Origin of the sequence: Dyadobacter chenhuakuii (assembly GCF_023821985.2) — a bacterium.
In the GTDB taxonomy this organism is placed as follows: domain Bacteria; phylum Bacteroidota; class Bacteroidia; order Cytophagales; family Spirosomataceae; genus Dyadobacter; species Dyadobacter chenhuakuii.
This window is the reverse complement of sequence record NZ_CP098805.1, coordinates 5430975-5451124: the sequence shown is the minus strand read 5'-3', so window position 1 is coordinate 5451124 and position 20150 is coordinate 5430975. Positions and strand designations below refer to the sequence as shown.

20 protein-coding genes are annotated in these 20150 nt (G+C 44.5%); 11 read left to right on the top strand and 9 right to left on the bottom strand.

Translation table 11 applies throughout. The features are described 5' to 3' along the window. Positions 1-9: 9 nt before the first annotated feature. Both NFI80_RS22775 and NFI80_RS22770 read left to right on the top strand, forming a co-directional pair. The gene (locus NFI80_RS22775) at positions 10-1227 is read left to right on the top strand and encodes a hypothetical protein (protein ID WP_235163939.1); all 1218 of its coding nucleotides are present in this window, start codon (positions 10-12) and stop codon (positions 1225-1227) included. Beyond that, the gene (locus NFI80_RS22770) at positions 1224-2879 is read left to right on the top strand and encodes a DUF8832 domain-containing protein (protein ID WP_235163938.1); all 1656 of its coding nucleotides are present in this window, start codon (positions 1224-1226) and stop codon (positions 2877-2879) included. Before NFI80_RS22775 ends, NFI80_RS22770 begins: the two co-directional genes overlap by 4 nt. Positions 2880-2897: 18 nt before the next feature. On the opposite strand, the gene NFI80_RS22765 is transcribed toward NFI80_RS22770, so the two are convergent. Further along, a complete protein-coding gene (locus NFI80_RS22765; RefSeq protein ID WP_235163937.1) occupies positions 2898-3554 on the bottom strand; it encodes an HAD family hydrolase in 657 nt (218 codons plus the stop codon). Positions 3555-3858: 304 nt separating this feature from the next. Here NFI80_RS22765 and NFI80_RS22760 point away from each other — a divergent pair, with 304 nt between their 5' ends. The 5 genes from NFI80_RS22760 to NFI80_RS22740 all read left to right on the top strand — a co-directional run bounded on the left by NFI80_RS22760 (position 3859) and on the right by NFI80_RS22740 (position 7020). Continuing rightward, on the top strand, positions 3859-4314 hold the full coding sequence (locus tag NFI80_RS22760) for an RNA polymerase sigma factor (RefSeq protein WP_233797318.1): 456 nt from the start codon (positions 3859-3861) through the stop codon (positions 4312-4314). 15 nt (positions 4315-4329) lie between these two features. Further along, positions 4330-4800 carry a hypothetical protein gene (locus tag NFI80_RS22755; protein WP_235160372.1) on the top strand — a complete coding sequence of 157 codons (471 nt, stop codon included), beginning with the start codon at positions 4330-4332 and terminating at the stop codon, positions 4798-4800. 92 nt (positions 4801-4892) lie between these two features. Further along, positions 4893-5300 carry a hypothetical protein gene (locus NFI80_RS22750; RefSeq protein WP_235163936.1) on the top strand — a complete coding sequence of 136 codons (408 nt, stop codon included), beginning with the start codon at positions 4893-4895 and terminating at the stop codon, positions 5298-5300. A 52-nt stretch (positions 5301-5352) separates the two neighbouring features. After that, positions 5353-5862, top strand: coding sequence for a 2-C-methyl-D-erythritol 2,4-cyclodiphosphate synthase (gene ispF, locus NFI80_RS22745; RefSeq protein WP_235163935.1), 510 nt, complete (start codon positions 5353-5355; stop codon positions 5860-5862). 24 nt (positions 5863-5886) lie between these two features. After that, the gene (locus NFI80_RS22740; RefSeq protein WP_235163934.1) at positions 5887-7020 is read left to right on the top strand and encodes an amidohydrolase family protein; all 1134 of its coding nucleotides are present in this window, start codon (positions 5887-5889) and stop codon (positions 7018-7020) included. Positions 7021-7025: 5 nt separating this feature from the next. Here NFI80_RS22740 and NFI80_RS22735 read toward each other — a convergent pair whose 3' ends face one another. Then, positions 7026-8141, bottom strand: a complete 1116-nt coding sequence (locus NFI80_RS22735; RefSeq protein ID WP_235163933.1) for a tetratricopeptide repeat protein — start codon at positions 8139-8141, stop codon at positions 7026-7028. Between the two features lie 113 nt (positions 8142-8254). Between NFI80_RS22735 and NFI80_RS22730 the strand changes: the two genes are divergently transcribed. Beyond that, positions 8255-9511, top strand: coding sequence for a M16 family metallopeptidase (locus tag NFI80_RS22730; protein ID WP_235163932.1), 1257 nt, complete (start codon positions 8255-8257; stop codon positions 9509-9511). Positions 9512-9548: 37 nt separating this feature from the next. On the opposite strand, the gene NFI80_RS22725 is transcribed toward NFI80_RS22730, so the two are convergent. Next, on the bottom strand, positions 9549-10841 hold the full coding sequence (locus NFI80_RS22725) for a M16 family metallopeptidase (RefSeq protein ID WP_235163931.1): 1293 nt from the start codon (positions 10839-10841) through the stop codon (positions 9549-9551). A 91-nt stretch (positions 10842-10932) separates the two neighbouring features. Here NFI80_RS22725 and NFI80_RS22720 point away from each other — a divergent pair, with 91 nt between their 5' ends. Continuing rightward, complete coding sequence (locus NFI80_RS22720; protein WP_235163930.1) at positions 10933-12051, top strand: glycosyltransferase family 4 protein; 1119 nt, start codon at positions 10933-10935, stop codon at positions 12049-12051. A 1-nt stretch (position 12052) separates the two neighbouring features. On the opposite strand, the gene NFI80_RS22715 is transcribed toward NFI80_RS22720, so the two are convergent. From NFI80_RS22715 to NFI80_RS22705, 3 genes are all read right to left on the bottom strand, one after another. Continuing rightward, positions 12053-13459 (bottom strand): tetratricopeptide repeat protein, encoded by a 1407-nt coding sequence (locus NFI80_RS22715; protein ID WP_235163929.1) that lies wholly within the window; start codon positions 13457-13459, stop codon positions 12053-12055. A gap of 77 nt (positions 13460-13536) precedes the next feature. Next, entirely contained in the window at positions 13537-14535 is a 999-nt protein-coding gene (locus tag NFI80_RS22710; protein WP_235163928.1) for an SDR family NAD(P)-dependent oxidoreductase, read from the bottom strand. Between the two features lie 127 nt (positions 14536-14662). Beyond that, the gene (locus NFI80_RS22705) at positions 14663-15418 is read right to left on the bottom strand and encodes a hypothetical protein (protein ID WP_235163927.1); all 756 of its coding nucleotides are present in this window, start codon (positions 15416-15418) and stop codon (positions 14663-14665) included. A gap of 180 nt (positions 15419-15598) precedes the next feature. Between NFI80_RS22705 and metG the strand changes: the two genes are divergently transcribed. Further along, a complete protein-coding gene (metG, locus tag NFI80_RS22700) occupies positions 15599-17668 on the top strand; it encodes a methionine--tRNA ligase (RefSeq protein ID WP_235163926.1) in 2070 nt (689 codons plus the stop codon). A gap of 61 nt (positions 17669-17729) precedes the next feature. Here metG and NFI80_RS22695 read toward each other — a convergent pair whose 3' ends face one another. The 3 genes from NFI80_RS22695 to NFI80_RS22685 form a co-directional block, all read right to left on the bottom strand. Next, positions 17730-18065: a hypothetical protein gene (locus NFI80_RS22695; protein WP_233797331.1), complete on the bottom strand. Its 336-nt coding sequence runs from the start codon at positions 18063-18065 to the stop codon at positions 17730-17732. Positions 18066-18334: 269 nt separating this feature from the next. Then, positions 18335-18757 (bottom strand): Hsp20/alpha crystallin family protein, encoded by a 423-nt coding sequence (locus NFI80_RS22690; protein ID WP_233797332.1) that lies wholly within the window; start codon positions 18755-18757, stop codon positions 18335-18337. A 246-nt stretch (positions 18758-19003) separates the two neighbouring features. Further along, the gene (locus NFI80_RS22685) at positions 19004-19351 is read right to left on the bottom strand and encodes an Rdx family protein (RefSeq protein ID WP_235163925.1); all 348 of its coding nucleotides are present in this window, start codon (positions 19349-19351) and stop codon (positions 19004-19006) included. 339 nt (positions 19352-19690) lie between these two features. Here NFI80_RS22685 and NFI80_RS22680 point away from each other — a divergent pair, with 339 nt between their 5' ends. Then, the gene (locus NFI80_RS22680; RefSeq protein WP_233797334.1) at positions 19691-20104 is read left to right on the top strand and encodes a hypothetical protein; all 414 of its coding nucleotides are present in this window, start codon (positions 19691-19693) and stop codon (positions 20102-20104) included. Positions 20105-20150: the final 46 nt, after the last annotated feature.

The following is a 20150-nucleotide window of genomic DNA, read 5'->3' as shown; positions in this document are numbered from 1 at the left end:
TCGCAACCTATGGAAACTACTATGGGCCCTCCGCCAGCCATCGGAGGCCGCGTCGTCCCGCTTCATGCAGCTCCGGACATTCCTGTTTACATTTACGCCACTGTTTTTGCTTCTTTTTGCGTCATAACCGGCCTCATCTGGGACATTTGCTGGCACATAAGCATCGGCCGCGACGGACTGCTATCTCCGCCTCACCTGGTTATTTATCTGGGCGCTGTGGTTGCAGGATTATTCTCGGGATATGAAATTTTACGTAAAACATTCTGGGGCAGCGATTTGGAAAAAGCCGCCAGTGTCAAGATATGGGGCTTTTTTTATAGCTCACTCGGCTCTTTATTCTGCGTTTGGGGTGCATTAGCCATGCTCACTTCCGCCCCGTTCGACGACTGGTGGCACAACACTTACGGGCTGGATGTTACTATTTTGTCCCCACCGCACACCGTGCTGCTTTTGGGCATGATAGGCATTCAGTTTGGTGCCCTGATCAGCGTTATTGCGGTCAAGAATCAATTGAAACTAAGGCTTGCGCATTCTTTTGACAAAACAAAATTTTGGGACAAAAGACTGTTCTGGCTTTTCGCATTGTCTGCGGGCTTCCTGTTAACCATTTGGTATACATTGCTTTCTGAAAGTCTTGGTCGGATGTGGATGCACCATTCCAGCCTTTACCAATGTGTTGGCGCAGGATTTCCGCTTTTTTTAATGGCTATCGGAAAAGCGGTGAAGCACAAATGGGCGATTACCGCCGCGACAACCGTTTACACAATATTAATGTTGATGACCCTTTGGATCATTCCCCTCTTTCCCGCGGAACCCAAGCTAGGCCCGATCCTGAATCACATTGATCATTATCAGGGATTCCAGTTTCCACTTCTGCTTATTATTCCAGCCATAACCATTGATCTTTTGCGTAATCGCTTCGGTTATTTGAATGATTGGAAGCTTACATTGCTTCTGGGAAGCGCCTTTATCATTGTTTTTTCTGTATTCCAATGGTTTTTCGGATCATTCCTGATGGAATCGCCTTATGCCCGAAACTGGTTTTTTGGCAGCCATTACTGGTATTTCGGCAACAGCCCTGACTGGGAGTATCGCTACAAATTTGGCCCGTGGCTGGAAACGACATCTGAACTGCTGCAAGGACTAGGCATTGCATTGATCGCCAGTTTGATTTCAACACGTATTGGTTTGGCCTGGGGTAACTGGATGCATAAAATTCAACGATGAAAAATCTTATCTTAATCATCATGCTTTTGGCTGTTGGTATGACAGCAAAAGCGCACGTCGGAAGTGCTGGTGTGCAAATGCAGGGACAGGCGGGCCCCTATAAAGTGCTTGTGAGCGTGGAGCCGCCCGATGTGATTCCAGGGACTGCAAAAATCACGGTTTTCATCGAAAATGGCATTGCTAAAAAAGTGCTTGCAAGGCCCATTTACTTTTATTCCGGGGACAAAGGCGCTCCGTCACCCGACGAACTGGCACAGGTTGCAGGGCAAACCGGACAATTTCAGGGTGCCGTTTGGCTGATGGAATGGGGATCGTCCTCCGCCCAGATCCAGGTTGAAGGCGAACAAGGAAAAGGTGAGCTGATCGTTCCTATTGTTGCCGTTTCAACGGCGGAACGTGAAATGCCGAAACATTTAGGGATTGGTTTGAGCATTCTGGGTGTGCTGCTGTTTTTGTTAATGATCACCACCATTGGCGCAAGCGTCAGCGACGGCATTTTAAGGCCAGGCGAGACATTGACATTTGCGCAAAAAAGAAAGCGCTGGGTGAATATGGGGATTGCAACCGTGCTATGTTCGGTCATTTTATACGGCGGAAGCAGCTGGTGGGATAGCTGGGCGGAAGAATACAAGCAATGGCTTTACCGGCCGATCCAGGGAAACGCGGCCATTTTAGAGAACGGTGATCAAAGGGTTTTTCAGCTAAAAATTGACACAACAGGCTTTCACTCGCAGCGTCGTGGCAGTATGCTCAGCACATTGATCCCGGATCATGGCAAGCTCATGCATACATTTCTCGTACGTACGCCTGGAATGGACGCTTTCGCCCACATTCACCCGGAACGCAAGGATAGCACGACATTTGAAGCCTATTTACCCAAATTACCAGGCGGGAAGTATCTTGTTTACAGTGACATTGTACAACGATCGGGTTTCGCGGAAACTATTGTAGACACCATCGACATTCCTGAGCAGCAAGCAAAAAGCAACCCGCTTCAAGTGACCGCAGAGGAAGACACTTATGTCGTGACCGATCCGATCGACTCTCCGGGAGCAGTGCCATTGGATGAGAATGTAGTGGTTTGCGGCAAGCCGGGCACAAAAACTGTCTTTAAAGATGGCTCCTATGCCGTTTGGGAAGGCAAACCTGACAAGCCGCTGGACGCAGGAAAGCCGTATCAGCTGACATTTGAATTTTTTAATCCTGATGGAAGCGCCTGTTATCCCGAGCCATATCTTGGCATGACCGGCCACGTGGCAGTTGTTCGTACGGATGGCTCCGTATACATTCACCTGCATCCGACCGGCACATTTGCGATGGCGGCTGAAAAGTCATTCAAGGACCGCATGGCCGACACGGCGACTACGGTTAAAGCCCCCGCACCCGCCATGTTCCAGGATAGCATTGACCGTTACTTGGCTAAATTAAAGGCTATGCCCATGGAAGAAAGAGAAGTGTTCCTGATGACCGAAATGGGAATGTATGATGTCAAGGACGGCGCAATGTCCGGCATGGATCATGGTAACCGCATTTCATTTCCCTATTCCTTTCCCAAAGCGGGTCGTTACCGGATATTTTTGCAATTAAAACGAAATGCAAAAGTGCTCACAGGCGTGTACGATGTAAAAGTGAAAGACGCTGTTACATTATAAGCACTTATAACAGCCTTCTCAGAACAAGTCCTGAATTTGCTGAAAAGACATCTCCCTGTAATTTTCTATATAGAGGTTGCAGGGAGGTAACTCTTCCTTCGTATGCGAGCTCAGGACGCCTACCACACGCATTCCTGCATTGATAGCAGCCGAAACACCGGAAAAAGAATCTTCAAAAACAACACATTGATCCGGTTCCACGCCCAGATTTTTAGCGCTGGTAAGATAGACTTCGGGATCCGGTTTGTGCTTCCTGACATTTTCACTGGCCATTATAGAGCCTAAATGCGCCCGGATAGGCACTTTGCTCAGGATCAGGTCCAGGTTTGCCAGCGGCGCCGACGTTGCTACGCCAAGTTTCGCACCATTAATTTTCAAGTCGTTGATAAAAGCGACAATTCCTTCGATAGGATCAATGTAAGGCTCGTAGATCTGGCGGAACAAGCTTTCTTTTTCATCTTCCATTTTCAAAAGCTCATCTCCTTCTACCACCCTGTTTAAAAAGTGACTGAGAATGTAGCTGTTGCTTTTCCCAAACATATGTGCCGCAAATTCTTCGTCTGTCGGAGCCAGGTCGCGCTTTGAAAAAAATTCGCGGAACGCCATGGAGTGGTAAGGGTTGGTATGGCAAATCACGCCATCCATATCAAAAATGACTGCTATTTCTTTTTTCATCGCGCAAAGATAAACAATCAACATTTTCTGAATGTGAATCGAATCACTTTTCAGGCAACGTCGTATTTATTCTTTATAATATAGCTTGGTAAACCGCGAAACGAGACCGATATTTAACGCAATGGAACATTACACTTGACATATTTAACAGCAGTTCGGCTTCTTTTTATGTCACCGATTGCATTTTATCAGGTTATTCTGTTAAATTTACTATACCAACCTCCCGCTATTTGCAAGAATAGCAAGCTAGATTTGCCGGATCATTATACAGTTGGCTTTTCTTGCAATAATAATATGACAATGTATGAGTGAGTTAGAACCAATCAAAAATGGAGTGGACCGCCAGTCAGTTGCAAGACGAAGCGAGAACATGACTTCGCTGGAAGCGTATGATAAATATGGTGCAATGGCTTATGGCATCATTTTGCAGATTTTGCCGCAGGTCCATTTAGCTCAGGAAGTGTTGGTAAGTGTCTTTTCCTCACCCCAATTACAGGCTTGCAACAGTTACCCATTCAGCTTTGTTGCTTGTGTCATCAAGCTGGCCCGGGCCAAGGCCGTGGAAGCCAAGCGCAAGGTAACGGCGATTGCACCGATCTCTGATCCTTCCAACACGTCGGATACATCACCTGCGAAAATTTTTGATCTTTCATTCTGCCAGGGTTTTACGCCGGAAGAGGTTGCACAAAAACTCAATATATCGAAATCCGAAGTTCTTCGTTCTTTTCATGAATATTTCAAATTATACCGTAACGCTTAATCATCAGGGCATATAGTGGAAATACAGGATTTTATTGAAAGCGGAATCTTAGAGGCACACTTGTTGGGATTGACCAATAAAGAAGAGAAAGAACTCGTACAATATATGGTGGAGGAAAATCAGGAGATCCAGGATCATCTGGTTGATATTGAGAAGGATCTGACGCGTTATTTTAACGGCTCGGCAACGACGCCTCCTACTGCAATACGCGAAATAATTCATCTGAGAAGTACGCAAGACCACTTCCGGAAGGAAAAACATACATTCAAAAACAAAGCGGCGAAAGAAGACAACAACACGAAATTCCTTGATGTGGAGGTAAATGACACCCATATCAAAGTCCACAAGTTCTGGCGTCCAGCCTTTATCGCTGTATTTATTTTATCCAAAATATTCCTGATCGCCGGGCTGTATTATTACTTCAAAGCGGTTAATCAGGAAGAAGAATTACTGAGGCTTAAAACAGAGATTCATCAGGTCAAATAGTCAGACCGCATTCATAACACAAGCCGGAAATCACATCGTGATCTTCCGGCTTGTTTGTTTATATTTGAAAAATTAAACACATATTATATTTTATGAAAGAGAGAGAAAGAATTAGCATCCTCGAAGAGTTAATGTCAGAAAACCTGATCCGCCTTGACCGACTTGAATCCGGGCAATTCGATCTGAAACACGGCCAAAATGTGTTGATTCGGAGTGTGAATGACCTAAATAATTTGGTCTGGAGGAATTCAAATGACATTGAGGTCTTGAAGAGCGATGGCACAATCATGAAAGGCGACATCGCAGTCTTAAAAGAAGATGTCGCGGTCCTAAAAGAAGATGTCGCTTACCTGAAAGAAAACATGGCAACGAAGCAAATGTTTGCCAGCCTGCTGGAAGCAATGACAAGTGGCTTTGACCGGACCGACAGACAATTCGCAAGGATGCATGACGAAATGGTTTTGTTAAGGCAAGACGTCAATGTACTGAAAGCCCGGTAAACTTTCGAAAAATCCCAAAATTACTACGTTCCTCAATTTTTAAAATAAATACATGTTTCCGTTTCGCGTTGGCCAGGGTTATGATGTGCATCAGTTGGAAGAAGGCAGGCCATTCTGGCTGGGCGGGATTTTGATCCCGCATTCACACGGTGCAAAAGGCCATTCAGATGCGGATGTCGTGTGCCACGTCATGTGCGACGCGTTGCTGGGCGCTGCGAACATGCGAAACATTGGTTACCATTTCTCCGATAAAGATCCGCAATGGAAGGGCGTTGACAGCAAAATATTGTTAGCCAAAGTGCTGGAAATGATCCGTGAAAAAGGCTTTGAAGTGGGTAATGTGGATGTCACAATCGTGTTACAAAACCCAAAGCTTAATCCACACATCCCTGAAATGAAAACTTGCCTATCCGCAGTCACCCAAATTCCCGAAGAGGATATTTCCATCAAAGCAACAACTTCTGAACAGTTAGGATTTGTAGGCCGCGAAGAAGGAATCGCTGCACATTGCGTTGCATTGATATATTTGCCAAGCCTCTTTCCTATAAATAACTCGCATTAACCAAACCCTTGAAAAAACGCCTTCATGAAAAAACTTCTCCTTGCTCTCACCATTGTAATTGGTTTCACATTTATCGCTTGCGCTCAGGAAGGCGGCCAGGTTACACAACCCATTGGCTTTGAGGAATACGATCCTATCTCAACGCTGAAAGTAGAGGAGCACATTACCAAAAAAGCTAAGTTTCCCTTTATCGACGTCCATAATCACCAATATCAGATGCCTACGCAGGATCTGAAAGCGCTGACAAAAGAAATGGACGCGCTGAATATGGCTATAATGGTCAATTTGAGCGGTCGCGGTTGGTCGCAGGAGTGGGAAGAGGGAACGGCTACATTGAAAGGCTCACTGGAAAATGTTGCGAAGAATGAGCCAAAAAGAATCGCAGTTTTTACCAATCTCCAGTTCAAAGGTTTTGGAGAAAAAGACTGGTCGGCTAAGGCTGTTGCGCAACTGGAAGCGGATGTAAAAATGGGCGCAAAGGGGTTGAAAATTTACAAAAGTCTTGGTTTCAGCGGCATTAAGGATGATAAGGGCAATCGTGTTGCCGTGAGTGATCCGCGCTTGCAGCCTGTCTGGAAAAAATGCGGTGAGCTGGGAATCCCGGTTCTGATCCATACTGCCGACGTGCCGTCATTCTGGGACCCGATGGACCGCTACAATGAACGCTGGCTTGAACTGAAAACCCATCCAAACCGCCGACGCGGCGCAAAAGATCCTGTTCCGTTTGATTCGTTAATAGCCGAGCAGCACCACATTTTCAAAAGCAATCCTAAAACGACATTCATCAATGCGCATATGGGCTGGTATCCTAACAATTTAAAGAAACTGGACAGCCTGATGGTCGTTTTTCCTAATATGTATGTTGAAATTGGAGCAGTAATTGCGGAACTAGGCCGTCAGCCGCGGGCTGCCAAAAAGTTTTTTGATAAGTATCAGGACCGCGTGTTATTTGGTAAAGACAGTTGGGTGCCAGCCGAATACGCGACCTATTTCAGGGTTTTGGAGACTGAGGACGAATACTTTCCTTATCACAAGAAATACCACGCATTTTGGAGAATGTATGGGATGGGCCTTTCTGACGAAGTTTTGAAAAAGCTCTATTACAAAAATGCATTACGCATCATCCCAGGTCTGGACAAAAGCCTTTTCCCTAAATAATTATCTCATTTAAAGGCTTTTGCCTCTTTAATCAGGGACCTGTACTCAGCCTTTCCGAGGCATTTCTTGTAATAATCTTTGGCTTTGCCCTTGTTACCGGCGCGTGAAGCAACTCTCGCCAGGCCTGCGTAAGCCATTGCATGATATTCTTTTGTGTACTGATCATCATGCGGCGTCTTCAAAGCCAGCAAATATTCTCGCTGGGCCGCAGCATCGTCTTTTTCATGTTTCTCGTGCAATAAGCCCTGAAAAGTCCGCCAGGCGACGGGGTAAAAACCCTGTGTGTGTTTCTTTAACATTGCCAATTCCTTACTTGCCTGCTCGTATTTCGCTGCCAAGATCAGCGATTCTACATTTTTCATCAAGAAAAGCGGATTTTTGGGATATAAATCAATGAGCCTGTCTGTGTAGTAAACAGCTTTGTCTGGTCTTGATTCGTATTTGAGATAAATGTGTGAAATGTAAAAGTTAGCTTCTGCACGTGTTATCGTACCCACTTTGGTAGCATTATCTATTTGCTTTAAACCTAATGCCTTATCCCCACTTTTAAAGAAAAGCATGAGCGGCTTCACCATGGAATGTTCCTCGGGATATACCTCGACATAATAGTTATACATCCCCGAAGTGAAGTAAAATTCAGGGTTCTTGTTGATCAGCTTCAGGCCTTCAACAAATGCGTTATACGCCTTTTTACCCTCCCCTGCCGCGTTCATCATTTCACCCTTGTAATTGTACATCATGGCCATATAACCGCGGGCAACCATCGTGTAAAATACTGCTTCCGGGTCAAGACTGTTCTTTCCGTACTTCTTATTAATGGCTTCAAGGCATTGATCCAGCTTGTGAATGTATTCCTTCGATTTTGTGGGATTATCCTTGATCGGCAAATGTTTCCAGAAGAGCACAAACGAGTCCAGAATGTAGGAAACGGGGTGATTAGGATATTTTTTTTGAACCTGATGCATAAAAACCTCCGCCTCCTCAAACTCGTAATTGTATATTTTGTCCAGGCTCTGCTGAACATGTTTTAACGATGCCGGGTCATTCAGAAGTTGGGCAGGTGCAGGAAGCGAACAGAGTGTGAGTAAAAATAAAAAAAGAAACCGAAGGGTATTTTGCATGGCATGTACTATAAACTCAAAATGGTTTGGTGGAACCGCACCGGAACATTAGCTTTGTTAATAACCGCAAAACAAGATGGCGGGTTTCAAAAATTAATCTACTCACTGATATTATGATTCGTTACGAGCAGTTCACCCTGGATAATGGCTTGAAAGTTTTTGTTCATGAAGATTTTTCAACACCAATGGCTGCCGTAAATATCTTGTACAATGTTGGTTCACGGGATGAGGATGAGGAGCGGACTGGATTTGCACATTTGTTTGAACACCTGATGTTCGGCGGCTCCAAAAACATTCCCAGCTACGATATTCCGGTCCAGAATGTAGGTGGGGAAAACAATGCTTTCACTTCACCCGACATTACCAACTACTACATTACATTACCCGCAGACAATATAGAAACGGCTTTTTGGCTGGAATCGGATAGAATGATGAGCCTTTCTTTTGATCCCAATGTACTGGAAGTGCAGCGCAAAGTGGTGATTGAAGAGTTCAAACAGCGTTATCTGAACCAGCCTTATGGTGATATGTGGTTGAAATTAAGGCCATTGGCGTATAAGCAGCATCCCTACCGCTGGGCAACAATCGGCAAGGACATTGACCATATAGAAAGGGCAACTATGGATGATGTTCAGGACTTTTTCTTCCGGTTTTATCGTCCCAACAATGCCGTAATGGTCGTTGCCGGAGCTATAAAGACGGCTCAGGTGCGTGAATTAGCCAATAAATGGTTTGGGGACATTCCTCCGGGTACTCCTTATATGCGCAACCTGCCGCGGGAGTCTGCACAGAATGAAGCGAGACATTTGGAAATCTCAGCGGCCGTTCCGTTAAATTCTCTGATCAAAGTTTATCACATGCCGGGCAGATACGAAAACGGCTTTTACGCAACCGATCTGCTGAGTGATATTCTGGGACGTGGCAAATCGTCGCGTTTGTACCAAAGCCTTTTGAAAGAAAGATCTATTTTCAACAGCATCAGCGCCAGCGTTACTTCGTCACTTGATCCGGGCTTGCTTTTGATCAAAGGCAACTTAAATCCTGGTGTTAGTCTGGAAGAAGCAGATGCAGCTGTGACGGATATACTCAGCGAAATGGTGGCAAACGGCGCCAACGATGACGAGGTTACCAAAGTAAAAAACCAGTCGGAAGCTTCGCTGGCTTTCTCGGAAGTTGAGCTGCTGAACCGTGCGATGAATCTGGCATTTGCAGCCAATGCCGGCAATGTAGATTGGGCCAACGAGGATGCGGAGATTATCCGGAATCTGACGTCTGCCGACATTCAGAAAGCAGCAAAATCCGTATTAAGGCCCGAAAATGCCTCTACGTTATATTATCGCGCAGAAGAAAAGCAGGTTGCGCTTGTCTGACAAGTCGCACCTGCCGTGCAGTGAGAAATAGCTTATGTTAATCTTCGGGAAGAAAAGTGAGATAGCTGAAATTCTCCTCTTTGAACATTTCCTGTGCAATATCCTGCAACTGTAACGCGGTGATCTGCTCGATCTCGGTAAAGATTTCAGGAAGTGAATCCACGCGGCCCGTATCCAGCAAGCTTTTGGCCATCATCAGCATAAAGCTCATGTTACTCTCCTCAGACATAGCCAGTTGTCCCATAAGCTGCACCTTGGTTTGATGCAGTTGCAGCACCGACAATGGTACTTCGCGGATTTTTTTAAGCTCCTTATGAATCAGGGAAATGCTTTTGGTGAGCTGTTTTTGTTCTGTCCCAAAGAAAATACCCATGAAGCCAGTGTCCAGATAAGGCGTGTAATTTCCTTCAATAGAGTAAACAAAACCATATTTCTCGCGCAAAGAAAGGTTAAACCTGGAATTCATTCCCGGCCCGCCCAGCAGATTGACCAGCATAAAAAAGGACAATCTCCTGTCGTCAAGCAATGGATATGCCGGCTGGCCCATAGCACATTGCGCCTGAGAAATAGAGCGTTCTTTTTGCTGACTTACAGGCACATACTCCAATGGCGCCTGCCTGATTCGGGATGTTTTACGATGTGGAATGTTGCCCAGATATTTCTCCGCTACCCGAATTACTTTCGAAAAAGGCAAACGGCTAACAGAAGAAACCACAATGCGCTCCGTATCGATGTTGTCGTTGATAAATTGCATTAAATCCGCTTTGCCAAACGAGCCTACGGTTTCTGCTGTCCCTAATATATTATTTCCCAGGGCATGATCGGGAAAAATGAGCTGGTCAAAATCATCCTGAATGGCGTCTTCGGGAGAATCAATGTACATGGACATTTCCTCCAGAATCACATTGCGCTCACGCTCAATTTGCTTTTCCGGAAAAACAGAATGAAATGTAATGTCCGCCAGCAAATCCATGGCCTTATCGAAATGATCGTCGAGGACCGAGGCGTGGAAACAAATTTTTTCTTTGGTTGTATAAGCATTAAGTTCTCCACCCACATTCTCTAACCTGTTGATAATGTGGTAAGAACTGCGTTTTTCAGTTCCTTTAAAGGCCATATGCTCCCAGAAATGGGCTAGCCCCTGCTGATGTGGCAATTCATCGCGGCTTCCGATGTCGAGCATGATGCCGCAATGCGCGATTTGCGTATAAGGGACCCGCTTATGAGCAATGCGGATCCCGTTGGCAAGCGTATGTAAATGATAATCTTCTGTGATTGGTAGTGTGGTAGATTTGGGGTTACCCTGTTTCTGGACGTTATCTCTCTTCATTCCTTTTGAACACAAAATAGGCACCAATAATTTTCGGTGGTATCCACAAAATTACAGACTTTTGCTCTGAAACCCTTGAAAAGCACCAGTTATGCGCGTTGGATTTGATGCCAAAAGAGCTTTTGCCAATAAAACCGGACTTGGAAATTACAGTCGTTTTGTGCTCGATGCGCTTCTGACAAATGAAAAAGCACCAACTTACCTGGCCTACACGCCAAAAAATAAGGCAAAACTTTTTCCCGGTTTCCCGGAAAATAACATTCGCATTCCGCAGACATTCCTGGATAAAAAGCTCTCAGCTTACTGGCGCTACGCATCTATTACGAAGCAGCTGAAAGCGGATAACATTGATGTGTTTCACGGGTTGAGCAACGAACTCCCGCAAGGATTGCAAAATACCGGAATTAAGTCAGTGGTTACGATCCATGATCTGATCTTTGAACGGCTTCCGCATTTGTTCAAGCCCATCGACAGGCTTATTTACCGACATAAATTCCAGTCGGCATGCCGCCGCGCAGACTCAGTTATTGCCATCAGCGAGCAGACAAAGCGAGACTTAATAGCGCTATACCATGTTGATAGTGAGAAGATCCAGGTTATTTACCAGGATTGTAATCCTATTTTTAAACAAAGGGTTGAACAAAATAAAAAAGAAGAGATCAGGCGCATATACGACATTCCAGGGCAGTACATTTTGTGTGTGGGAACATTGGAAGAACGTAAAAATCAGCACCGGTTGGTGGAAGCATTCGCTAGCGTCGCCAGTAATGATTTCCAGCTTATCCTTGTCGGCAAATCAACAAGTTATACGCCCAAAATTTTGGAATACATTCAAAAATACAACCTAGAAAAGAAGGTAAAAATCCTCCATGACGTTCCCACAGCACATTTACCAGCGCTTTACCAGGAAGCTGAAATATTCGCTTACATCTCTATTTATGAAGGTTTTGGCATTCCTATTCTCGAAGCATTGCACAGCGGGACGCCCGTTTTAGCAGCGAAAGGATCGTGTCTGGAAGAAGCTGGCGGACCAGGAGGTTTGTATGCGGATCCCTATCAAAAAGAAGACATCAGCCATCAGCTAAATAAACTGATTACTGATGCCGCTTTAAGAAAACAGCTTGTAGAAGCCGGAAAACGGCACATTAGCCAGTTTTCCGGCGAAAATATTGCGCATCAGCTTGTGGATTTATATCAAAATCTCCGCTGAATTATTTCTCTCTGTATTGCTCGATGATCCTGAACAAGGCTTTTTGTTTTTCCAGATCGGGGAAAAAGTCGAAAAGCTGCACATGCGCATCGTAATCGAGCGTTAATGCTGTTTCCAGGTTTAAAAGCGCTTCACGATATGTGCCGCCGTGGATCTGATAAACGGCCATTCTGTAATAGAGGTCGGCTTCTTCGGGCATTTCGTCAATTGCAGCTTGCAAGAGGTCGCAGGCGCGAACGTAATTTCCCTGCTCAAACAGCACATGCGACCATTTAAGCCAGATATCCGGATTGGATGGCTCTATTTCCGCCGCCTTTTCGAATGCTTCAAATGCTGAGATGACATTACCAACTTTAAACTCCGTTTCAGCAAGCGCTAGCCAGTAATCCGGGTTTAATTCGGTGATCTGAATGGCTTTACGTAAAAATCCAACTGCCTCATACCAACGACCCAGCTCACTGAAACATATCCCTAATCCATACCAACCATCATCCCACTGCTTGTCCAGCTTCACAGTCTGCCGGTAATATTTGATGGCCGTTTCAAATTGACCCAGTTTCTCGTAGCAAGTGCCCAGGCAGCAGCAAGTTTCAGGCTGCTCGCCTTCGAGTTCTATCGCTTTTAAATATTGTTCTTTTGCGTCTTCGTACTTTTCGAGGTTCATGTACGAATTGCCCAATTGGAAAAAGGCCGAAGCAAAATCTTCCTTTACCAATGTTGCGTATTCGTAAGCATTCACCGCATCCTCGTAACGTTCGAGCTTACTGAATGCTATACCCAGATTATACCAGGCATGATGCGAAAACGGGTCGCGGTCAACAAGCTCATTGTAGTATTCGAGATGACTTTCCAGCTGCCCTACCAAATCCAGGCAATGTGCAAGTTCATATAGCGCACTCTCATTATTCAGGTTGTTCCGGAGCGACTTTTTATAAAACTTGATCGCCTCGTCATACTTACCCCAATTCTGATAAGTCTGCCCTATTTGAAAATATATTTCGTCCTGGTCTTCAACACGTTGCAGAAGATTTTCCAACACTTCAATGGCCTCTTCAAACTCGCCCATCATATTGGAAATGGCAACCTGCATGAAGGGAATTTCAATGTCGCCGGGATGGAAAAGGGAAGCTCTTTCCAGAATCTCCATAGCCAGCTCATGTTCACCGCGGTTGGCATGCAGCTGCACCATATTCAGCAGGAGGTCCAGCGAATAAGGATAATCCGACAACCCTAACTCACACGCTTTAAATGCTTTGTCCCAATCTCCCTTTTCAATGTAGTGAACCGTTACTTTTTCGTAAGTATCCAAATCAAAAAAAACCGGCTCACTCGTTTTAAGCATTCTTTCAAACCTGAGCAATGTTTCTTTCATATAATCCTTTCTTTCCCCAAAATTTTTCTCCATCATACGGACCGTCAGGTTAGATTTGAGGGCTAACGCACCACTAATTAATCAGAGAAAGTTATAAAATAAATAATCGTTATTCAAATCTTGCCAAGCAAACTTTCACTTACCCTGGCAACCGTTCGCTCAATGGGTTGGAACTCAAAATTCAATGCTTTCCGGATTTTCCCGTTGTCGTAACTGATCTTTCTGGCCGCAGATTTGGCCGTTTCCTTCGTAATTAACGGCTTTGTTCCTAGTAACCACGTCCTTACCGCTTCGAACCGCCAAATAATTCCGGCAAGTCCGGTACCCACCTTAAACGACGGCCTTTTTTTGTGCATTGCATCTGCAATTGTATTGAACAAATTCTGATAAGAAATGCTCCCGCCATTCAGCAAAAATCTTTCTCCGGAGATGTCAGATAACATAAGCTGGAATATAATGTCGGCAACGTCTTTTACGTCCACATAATTCGCGATGCCTTCTGTGTAAAACGGTTTTTCTTTAAAAACATAACCGAAAATCTGGGTGCTGCTCTTACTCCAATCCCCTTCACCTAGGATCAATGTGGGGTTGACGATCACCGCATTAAGCCCTTCCGCGATTCCACGCCACACTTCCAGTTCCGCCAAATGTTTGCTTTTCGCATATTCCGAATTCTCCGGGGAATCTTCCCAGCGATGATTTTCGTCCAGGACCACATCTTTTCCCGGAATGGCTTTCCGCGCGTCCGGCCTGCCGATTGCCGCAATGCTGCTCACATGACATAATTCGCCGATTTTATATTTAAGACACACATTCACAACATTCGCAGTCCCCTCCACATTCACCTTATACATTGACTTCCGCTCCTTTGGAATAAAAGAAACAACAGCAGCCGTATGTACGACCATGTCCATATTCTCCACCGCGCTTTCCAGCGCGCTGATGTCCAGAATGTCCCCTTCTACCCAATGTATTTTTGAAGCAACATCCGCAAGCAGGCTTCGGTCAGAGTCGGGCCTGGCTAGGGCAAATACTTCATGATTTTCAGCAAGAAACTTCCGTGCAGTAGCGCTTCCAACCAAACCTGTCGCACCGGTAATTAAAATTTTCATATTTATTACAACAAAATATCGAGACCAAAGTTGGTTGTAAAAATGTGAAATCTTGCATAACAACAAAAAACCCTTTCCAAATCGCGCAGATTCGGAAAGGGCAAAACACATTTATATTATTGACTGTCTATAAACTTCTCACATTTTGCAAATATTTTTCAAGCGTTGATATCCTGGGAGAAAGGTCGTCCATTTCGTTTAACTCGACTGCAAAATCTGCTTTTAATCCTCCCTGAACGGTCTCGGGCTTATCTTTCATCTTTTGAATCAATCCAGGCATTGCCGCTTTGGCTTGCTTATGCAAATTTAAACTTTGCGCAATTTGATTTTCAAATTCAGTAACGAGTGAATTATACTGATTGTCAGCAACATGGCTCTTAACTTTGCTGATTCCTTCAAAAATAAGTGCAAAGCGCCCACATTTCGAATCGATCAATTCTTTTGTCAAGAAGGAAATGAGCGCGTAATCATCTGACTTCATAACATCATAATCCATCAGAATTACCTTGGCATACTTATTCCGAAAATGCCTGATCAACAATGAATCTTCATCGTGGCTTTGCAAAAAACGCTTGTACGTCTGCACAACCCCATCTTTTTGAGCACTTGTCAATCGTGCATGTTTGGTCGGCAACGAAATCGGAGCCATTTCATTCAGCCTTACTTTTACCGCACGTTCCGCGTCAATCAACTCTTTTGTTATCGCTCCGTTCTTTGCAAGGAAATACGTGGGAAATAATTCATCGTCTTCGGTTGCCGCCTTTTTAAAATTATAGCGTTTTTCCGCCTTTTTCAGATCACGTTCCTGATCGTCCGCGCATCCAAAAGCGACAAACAGAACAAAAGAAAGCATCATAAGCCTATTGTATGTGTATATTTTCATGTTGAAAAATTTATAAGTGATGTAAAATGCATTAACGCTCCAAGTTTAGAAAATTTTATTTACACTTTCTCAAAGTCCCGGTTCTGAAAGCGTTTTTGCTAATTTTACGTTTTTGGAATGCTGAGGAACTCGATAATGTTTTCAAAGCACCACCTCATTTATATTATCCGATTCATTAAAATGCCGATTTCCGATCCAAAACGATATACTGTTACCGCTGCACTGATTTATGCCAACGGCCCTATTCACATTGGCCACCTGGCTGGATGTTATATACCGGCAGATATATACGTTCGTTACCTGCGCTCCAAAGGGAAAGATGTTGCTTTTATCAGCGGAACCGATGAGCATGGCGTCCCGATCACGATCCGTGCAAAAAAAGAAGGCTTAACGCCACAGCAGGTCGTGGATAAATATTATGCACAGATCGACGCTTCCTTTAAAGAACTGGGCATTTCGTTTGATATATATTCCCGGACCAGCAAGGCGGTCCATCATGAAACTTCACAGGAAATTTTCAAAGATCTGTACGATAAGAACGTCTTTGTTGAGGAAACAACCGAGCAATATTATGATGAAACGGCCGAGCAGTTCCTCGCAGATCGCTACATCGTCGGAACATGCCCCGTTTGTGCAAATCCTAATGCTTATGGAGACCAATGTGAGCGCTGCGGCTCTACATTAAGCCCGCTGGAACTGAAAGATCCGCGGTCGATGCTTTCCGGTGCAAAACCGATTTTGAAGGCAACCAAAAACTGGTATTTGCCTTTGGACGCCATGCAGTCTGACATTGAAAGCTACATCAACAGCCATAGCGAGTGGAAAACGAATGTTTTCGGACAATGCCAGTCTTGGTTAAAAGATGGCTTGAAACCACGCGCTATGACCCGCGACCTGGATTGGGGCATTAAAGTGCCGCTTCCCGATACAGATGGGAAAGTCCTATATGTGTGGTTTGAAGCGCCTATCGGCTACATTTCCGCAACGAAAGATTGGCTAATTCAGAAAAACGGAACTGACGAAGGCTGGAAACAATGGTGGCAACCAACCACACCGGGCGAGGAAACCAAGCTGGTGCATTTCATCGGTAAGGACAACATTGTGTTCCATTGCATCATTTTCCCGGCCATGCTGATGGCGGAAGGAAATTATATCCTGCCTGATAACGTGCCTGCAAATGAGTTTATGAACCTGGAAGGCGATAAAATTTCCACTTCAAGAAACTGGGCGGTATGGCTGCACGAATACCTGGAAGAGCTGCCCGACAAGCAGGATGTGCTGCGTTATGTGCTTACTGCTAACGCGCCTGAAACGAAAGACAGCGAATTCACCTGGAAGGACTTCCAGACCAGAAACAACAGTGAGCTTGTTGGCATTTATGGCAATTTTATCAACCGCGCCATTGTATTGACCCAAAAATTCTGTGACAGCAAAGTGCCTGCAAGAGGCGTTTTGCAGGAAATAGATGAAATTGCATTGAGAGATTTGGCCGAATTCCCGGCCCGCATCTCGGAATCTCTGGAAACTTACCGGTTCCGGGAAGCGCTTACATTGATCATGGACCTGGCAAGATCAGGCAATAAATATCTGGCGGAAACGCAGCCATGGCATGCCATCAAAACGGATCCTGAGCGCGTTAATACAATTTTAAACATCGCTTTACAGATCTCAGCAACATTATCCATCGTCTCGGAGCCGGTGCTTCCTTTCACAGCTGCTAAAATCCAGGAGCAATTAGGAATGACCAACACAGCATGGGAATATGCAGGAAACCAGGATCTTTTAGCTCCCGGACAACCGGTTTTGGAAGCGAAACTGTTATTTGAAAAAATTGAAGACCACGTCATTGAAAAACAAATTCAAAAACTGCACGACGCTAAAAGAATGAACGAGCTGGAAGGAAAAACGGTCACGGCGATAAAACCGGAAATACAGTATGATGATTTCGGGAAAATGGATATCCGGGTCGCGACCATTGTTGCTGCGGAGAATGTTCCTAAGAGCAAAAAGCTGCTCAAATTGCTCGTAGACATCGGCATAGAACAGCGAACTGTGCTTAGCGGTATTTCAGAACATTTTTCAGCCGAAGAAGTGATTGGTAAAAAAGTGCTGTATCTGGCAAACCTGGCGCCCAGGAAAATGATGGGGCTGGAAAGTCACGGAATGATCCTGATGGCCGAGGACCGGGACGGAAGTCTGGCTTTTGTGCAGCCTGGAAAAGAAGTGTGGAACGGCGGGACTGTCAACTGATCAGCCAAACCGGAAAAGATAAAAGGCTCTTGGGAAACCAGGAGCCCTTTTTTATGAACCTTTATTGAAATTCTCTCTTAACCTGATCGTACAATGAATAAACCTTATCCACCAGCACTTCACATTCACGGTCCGAAAACTGCTCGATGGTATTGCTTACTGCATTGGAAACAACTTTCCCCTCCTCGTTCACCTTCACCCCTCTTTGCTTGATTATACTCAGGATTTGCTCCCACTCTCCGATAAGGCTATCGGAAAAATACCGCGGTTCGATGATGTTGAAATATGCAGACTGGGATTTTAACTTTTGCTTAAGATGACCGGAAGTGTTTGAAACTCTAAGCTCTTCGACAAGTTTCGTGAGCTCAATATAAGCGAAGATGTTTGACTTTTTCATAACGTTGAGATTGGAGGAGTAATATATAAAATATGGTTGCTAAGATACAGAGATGAAACTCCTTTTTTTACCAAAAAACAGAATGTTTACCCTATGTTAATATTAACTATTGGATGGGTACAATTCCTCAAAGTTGTTTGCCATATGCTTCATTAATAAGACTAGACAGGAGGATAAAACCCGTTTTTCGGCCGCAATATACTCATGACACATAAAAAAAACCCGACAGTTGTAACTATCGGGTGACATTATTTAATACAAATCAGCTGTTACCAGCGCTCTATATTTACTTTCCTGTGGTAGTCTCCCTGTTCGTCTCCGTAGGGAAGAAATAACACAAGATGGCGCAAAGTATCGTCATATTTTGCGGTTATATGCTCGACGTCAACCCCGTCGGGAATGACGAATGTATTGATGAAACGTATCGTTCTCCACTGCTCTTCATCGGACAGACTTTCCTGAGAAAATATGGGCAACAAGTGAAATAGTTTTAGATTATTAGTATTCTTTTTTCCTTTTACTACTTCCAATTGAAGATCTTCAACCTCGATGCCTGGAACCTTCACAACAACTTCAAAACCGTCCGATCCTCTATCAAGCTTTATAGCGGGCTCACTCATTCCACCATTGATTGTGTTGATGAAATCAATATTCATCAGCATCTCCTGGGGTATTTTCAGTTTGCTTTCCATAGCTATCGCGTTTAAGATTCACAAGTTTTATAGACTAACGAAAAACTACGTGCCAAAGATTATTTTTTGGTTAAAATTCAAAAATATAATCAAGCCTTATAAAAGCATAAATGGCTTCAAAACGGCTTAAAACCTTATTTACAGCTCGCATAACGAAATTATCCCAAAAAAACGGGGAATAGCTAAATGCCAAAGTTGCAGTAACGGCTCCCCATAGAGCGACAAATTGTCCTGTATTTTAATATTTTATAGCGTCTTACGATCAGAATGTCCCAGGTCGCGATCCGGATCAATGCGGTCACGGACGAGTTGCTTGATTTCCTTAGGTTCCGGAAAGTGCCCCTCACGCTTCCTGTCCCAGACAATTTCCTCATTCAGGCTTATAATGTACCGCCCAGCAACTTCCGAAGGTGTCAGCTGAACCGCATGCAGGTCATCCGTGAATGTGGTGAGTAATTCCTGCGCCATCCACGCGGACCGCAGCAGCCAGCCGCATTTCGGGCAGTATTCAATGTTGATTGTGGGTTTCATGATCCTGTTACAAGCGATTTTGGCCTTCAAGATATCAAAAAAGCCGTGAAGGAGATCCCTCACGGCTTTCGAATGTTAACCTAACCCTTTAATCTTTTGAGAGAAACCTTCTGAAAATTTCTCCCATAACGCTCTACAAATGTCGCCTGGCATTCACAATCTTTTTAGCGTTATAATCCCTGATTTGTAAAATGCGTAACACGCATTTCGCGTCTTGGTAATACTCCCCAATGTAGCAAGTAGAATTACGTGTTTTTGAAGGAGGCGTATTTTCAAAGTTATTGACAGCCAAAACATTACCTTGAAACCGTTAACTCAATACAATCCGTTCTGCTTGGTGGTAATGCGGGTGGAGGTTACATTTACGTATATCAAGAAATTATAAAATTCTCTAAAACGTTTATGGATCCACGGAAATTTACGGGTAAAGAAGGACAGCTAATCTCAGCGGAACAAGCATTAAAAATTACTGAACCTTTCCAGAAAAGAGAACAGGAAATTACGCTTCGCGGCGAGAATTATGTAAAAGCGGAGTTTTTTGGAATACATAAATTCAACGAATTGATGAGCATTCACGGAGAAACTTGCGTAGGATTTCGCGTTTATTACGGTATTACGGAGGAAGAAGGACATGTGGTAGGTGAGAAATCAGCACTTAGCAGAGGCATGAAAAGACCAACTGCAAGACTAGTGCTCATACCCGTCGATGCCGACGGCAATGACCTTACCAAAACTGCCCGGCTGGGAGGAATGAAGGACATGCCCGCTCGGAAAGAAGCCATGACAGGCGGACCGCTTTGCCCGCACCAATGTTAGGCAGTGATAATTAACACACTATATGTTTGAAATTTTCATTTCGTAT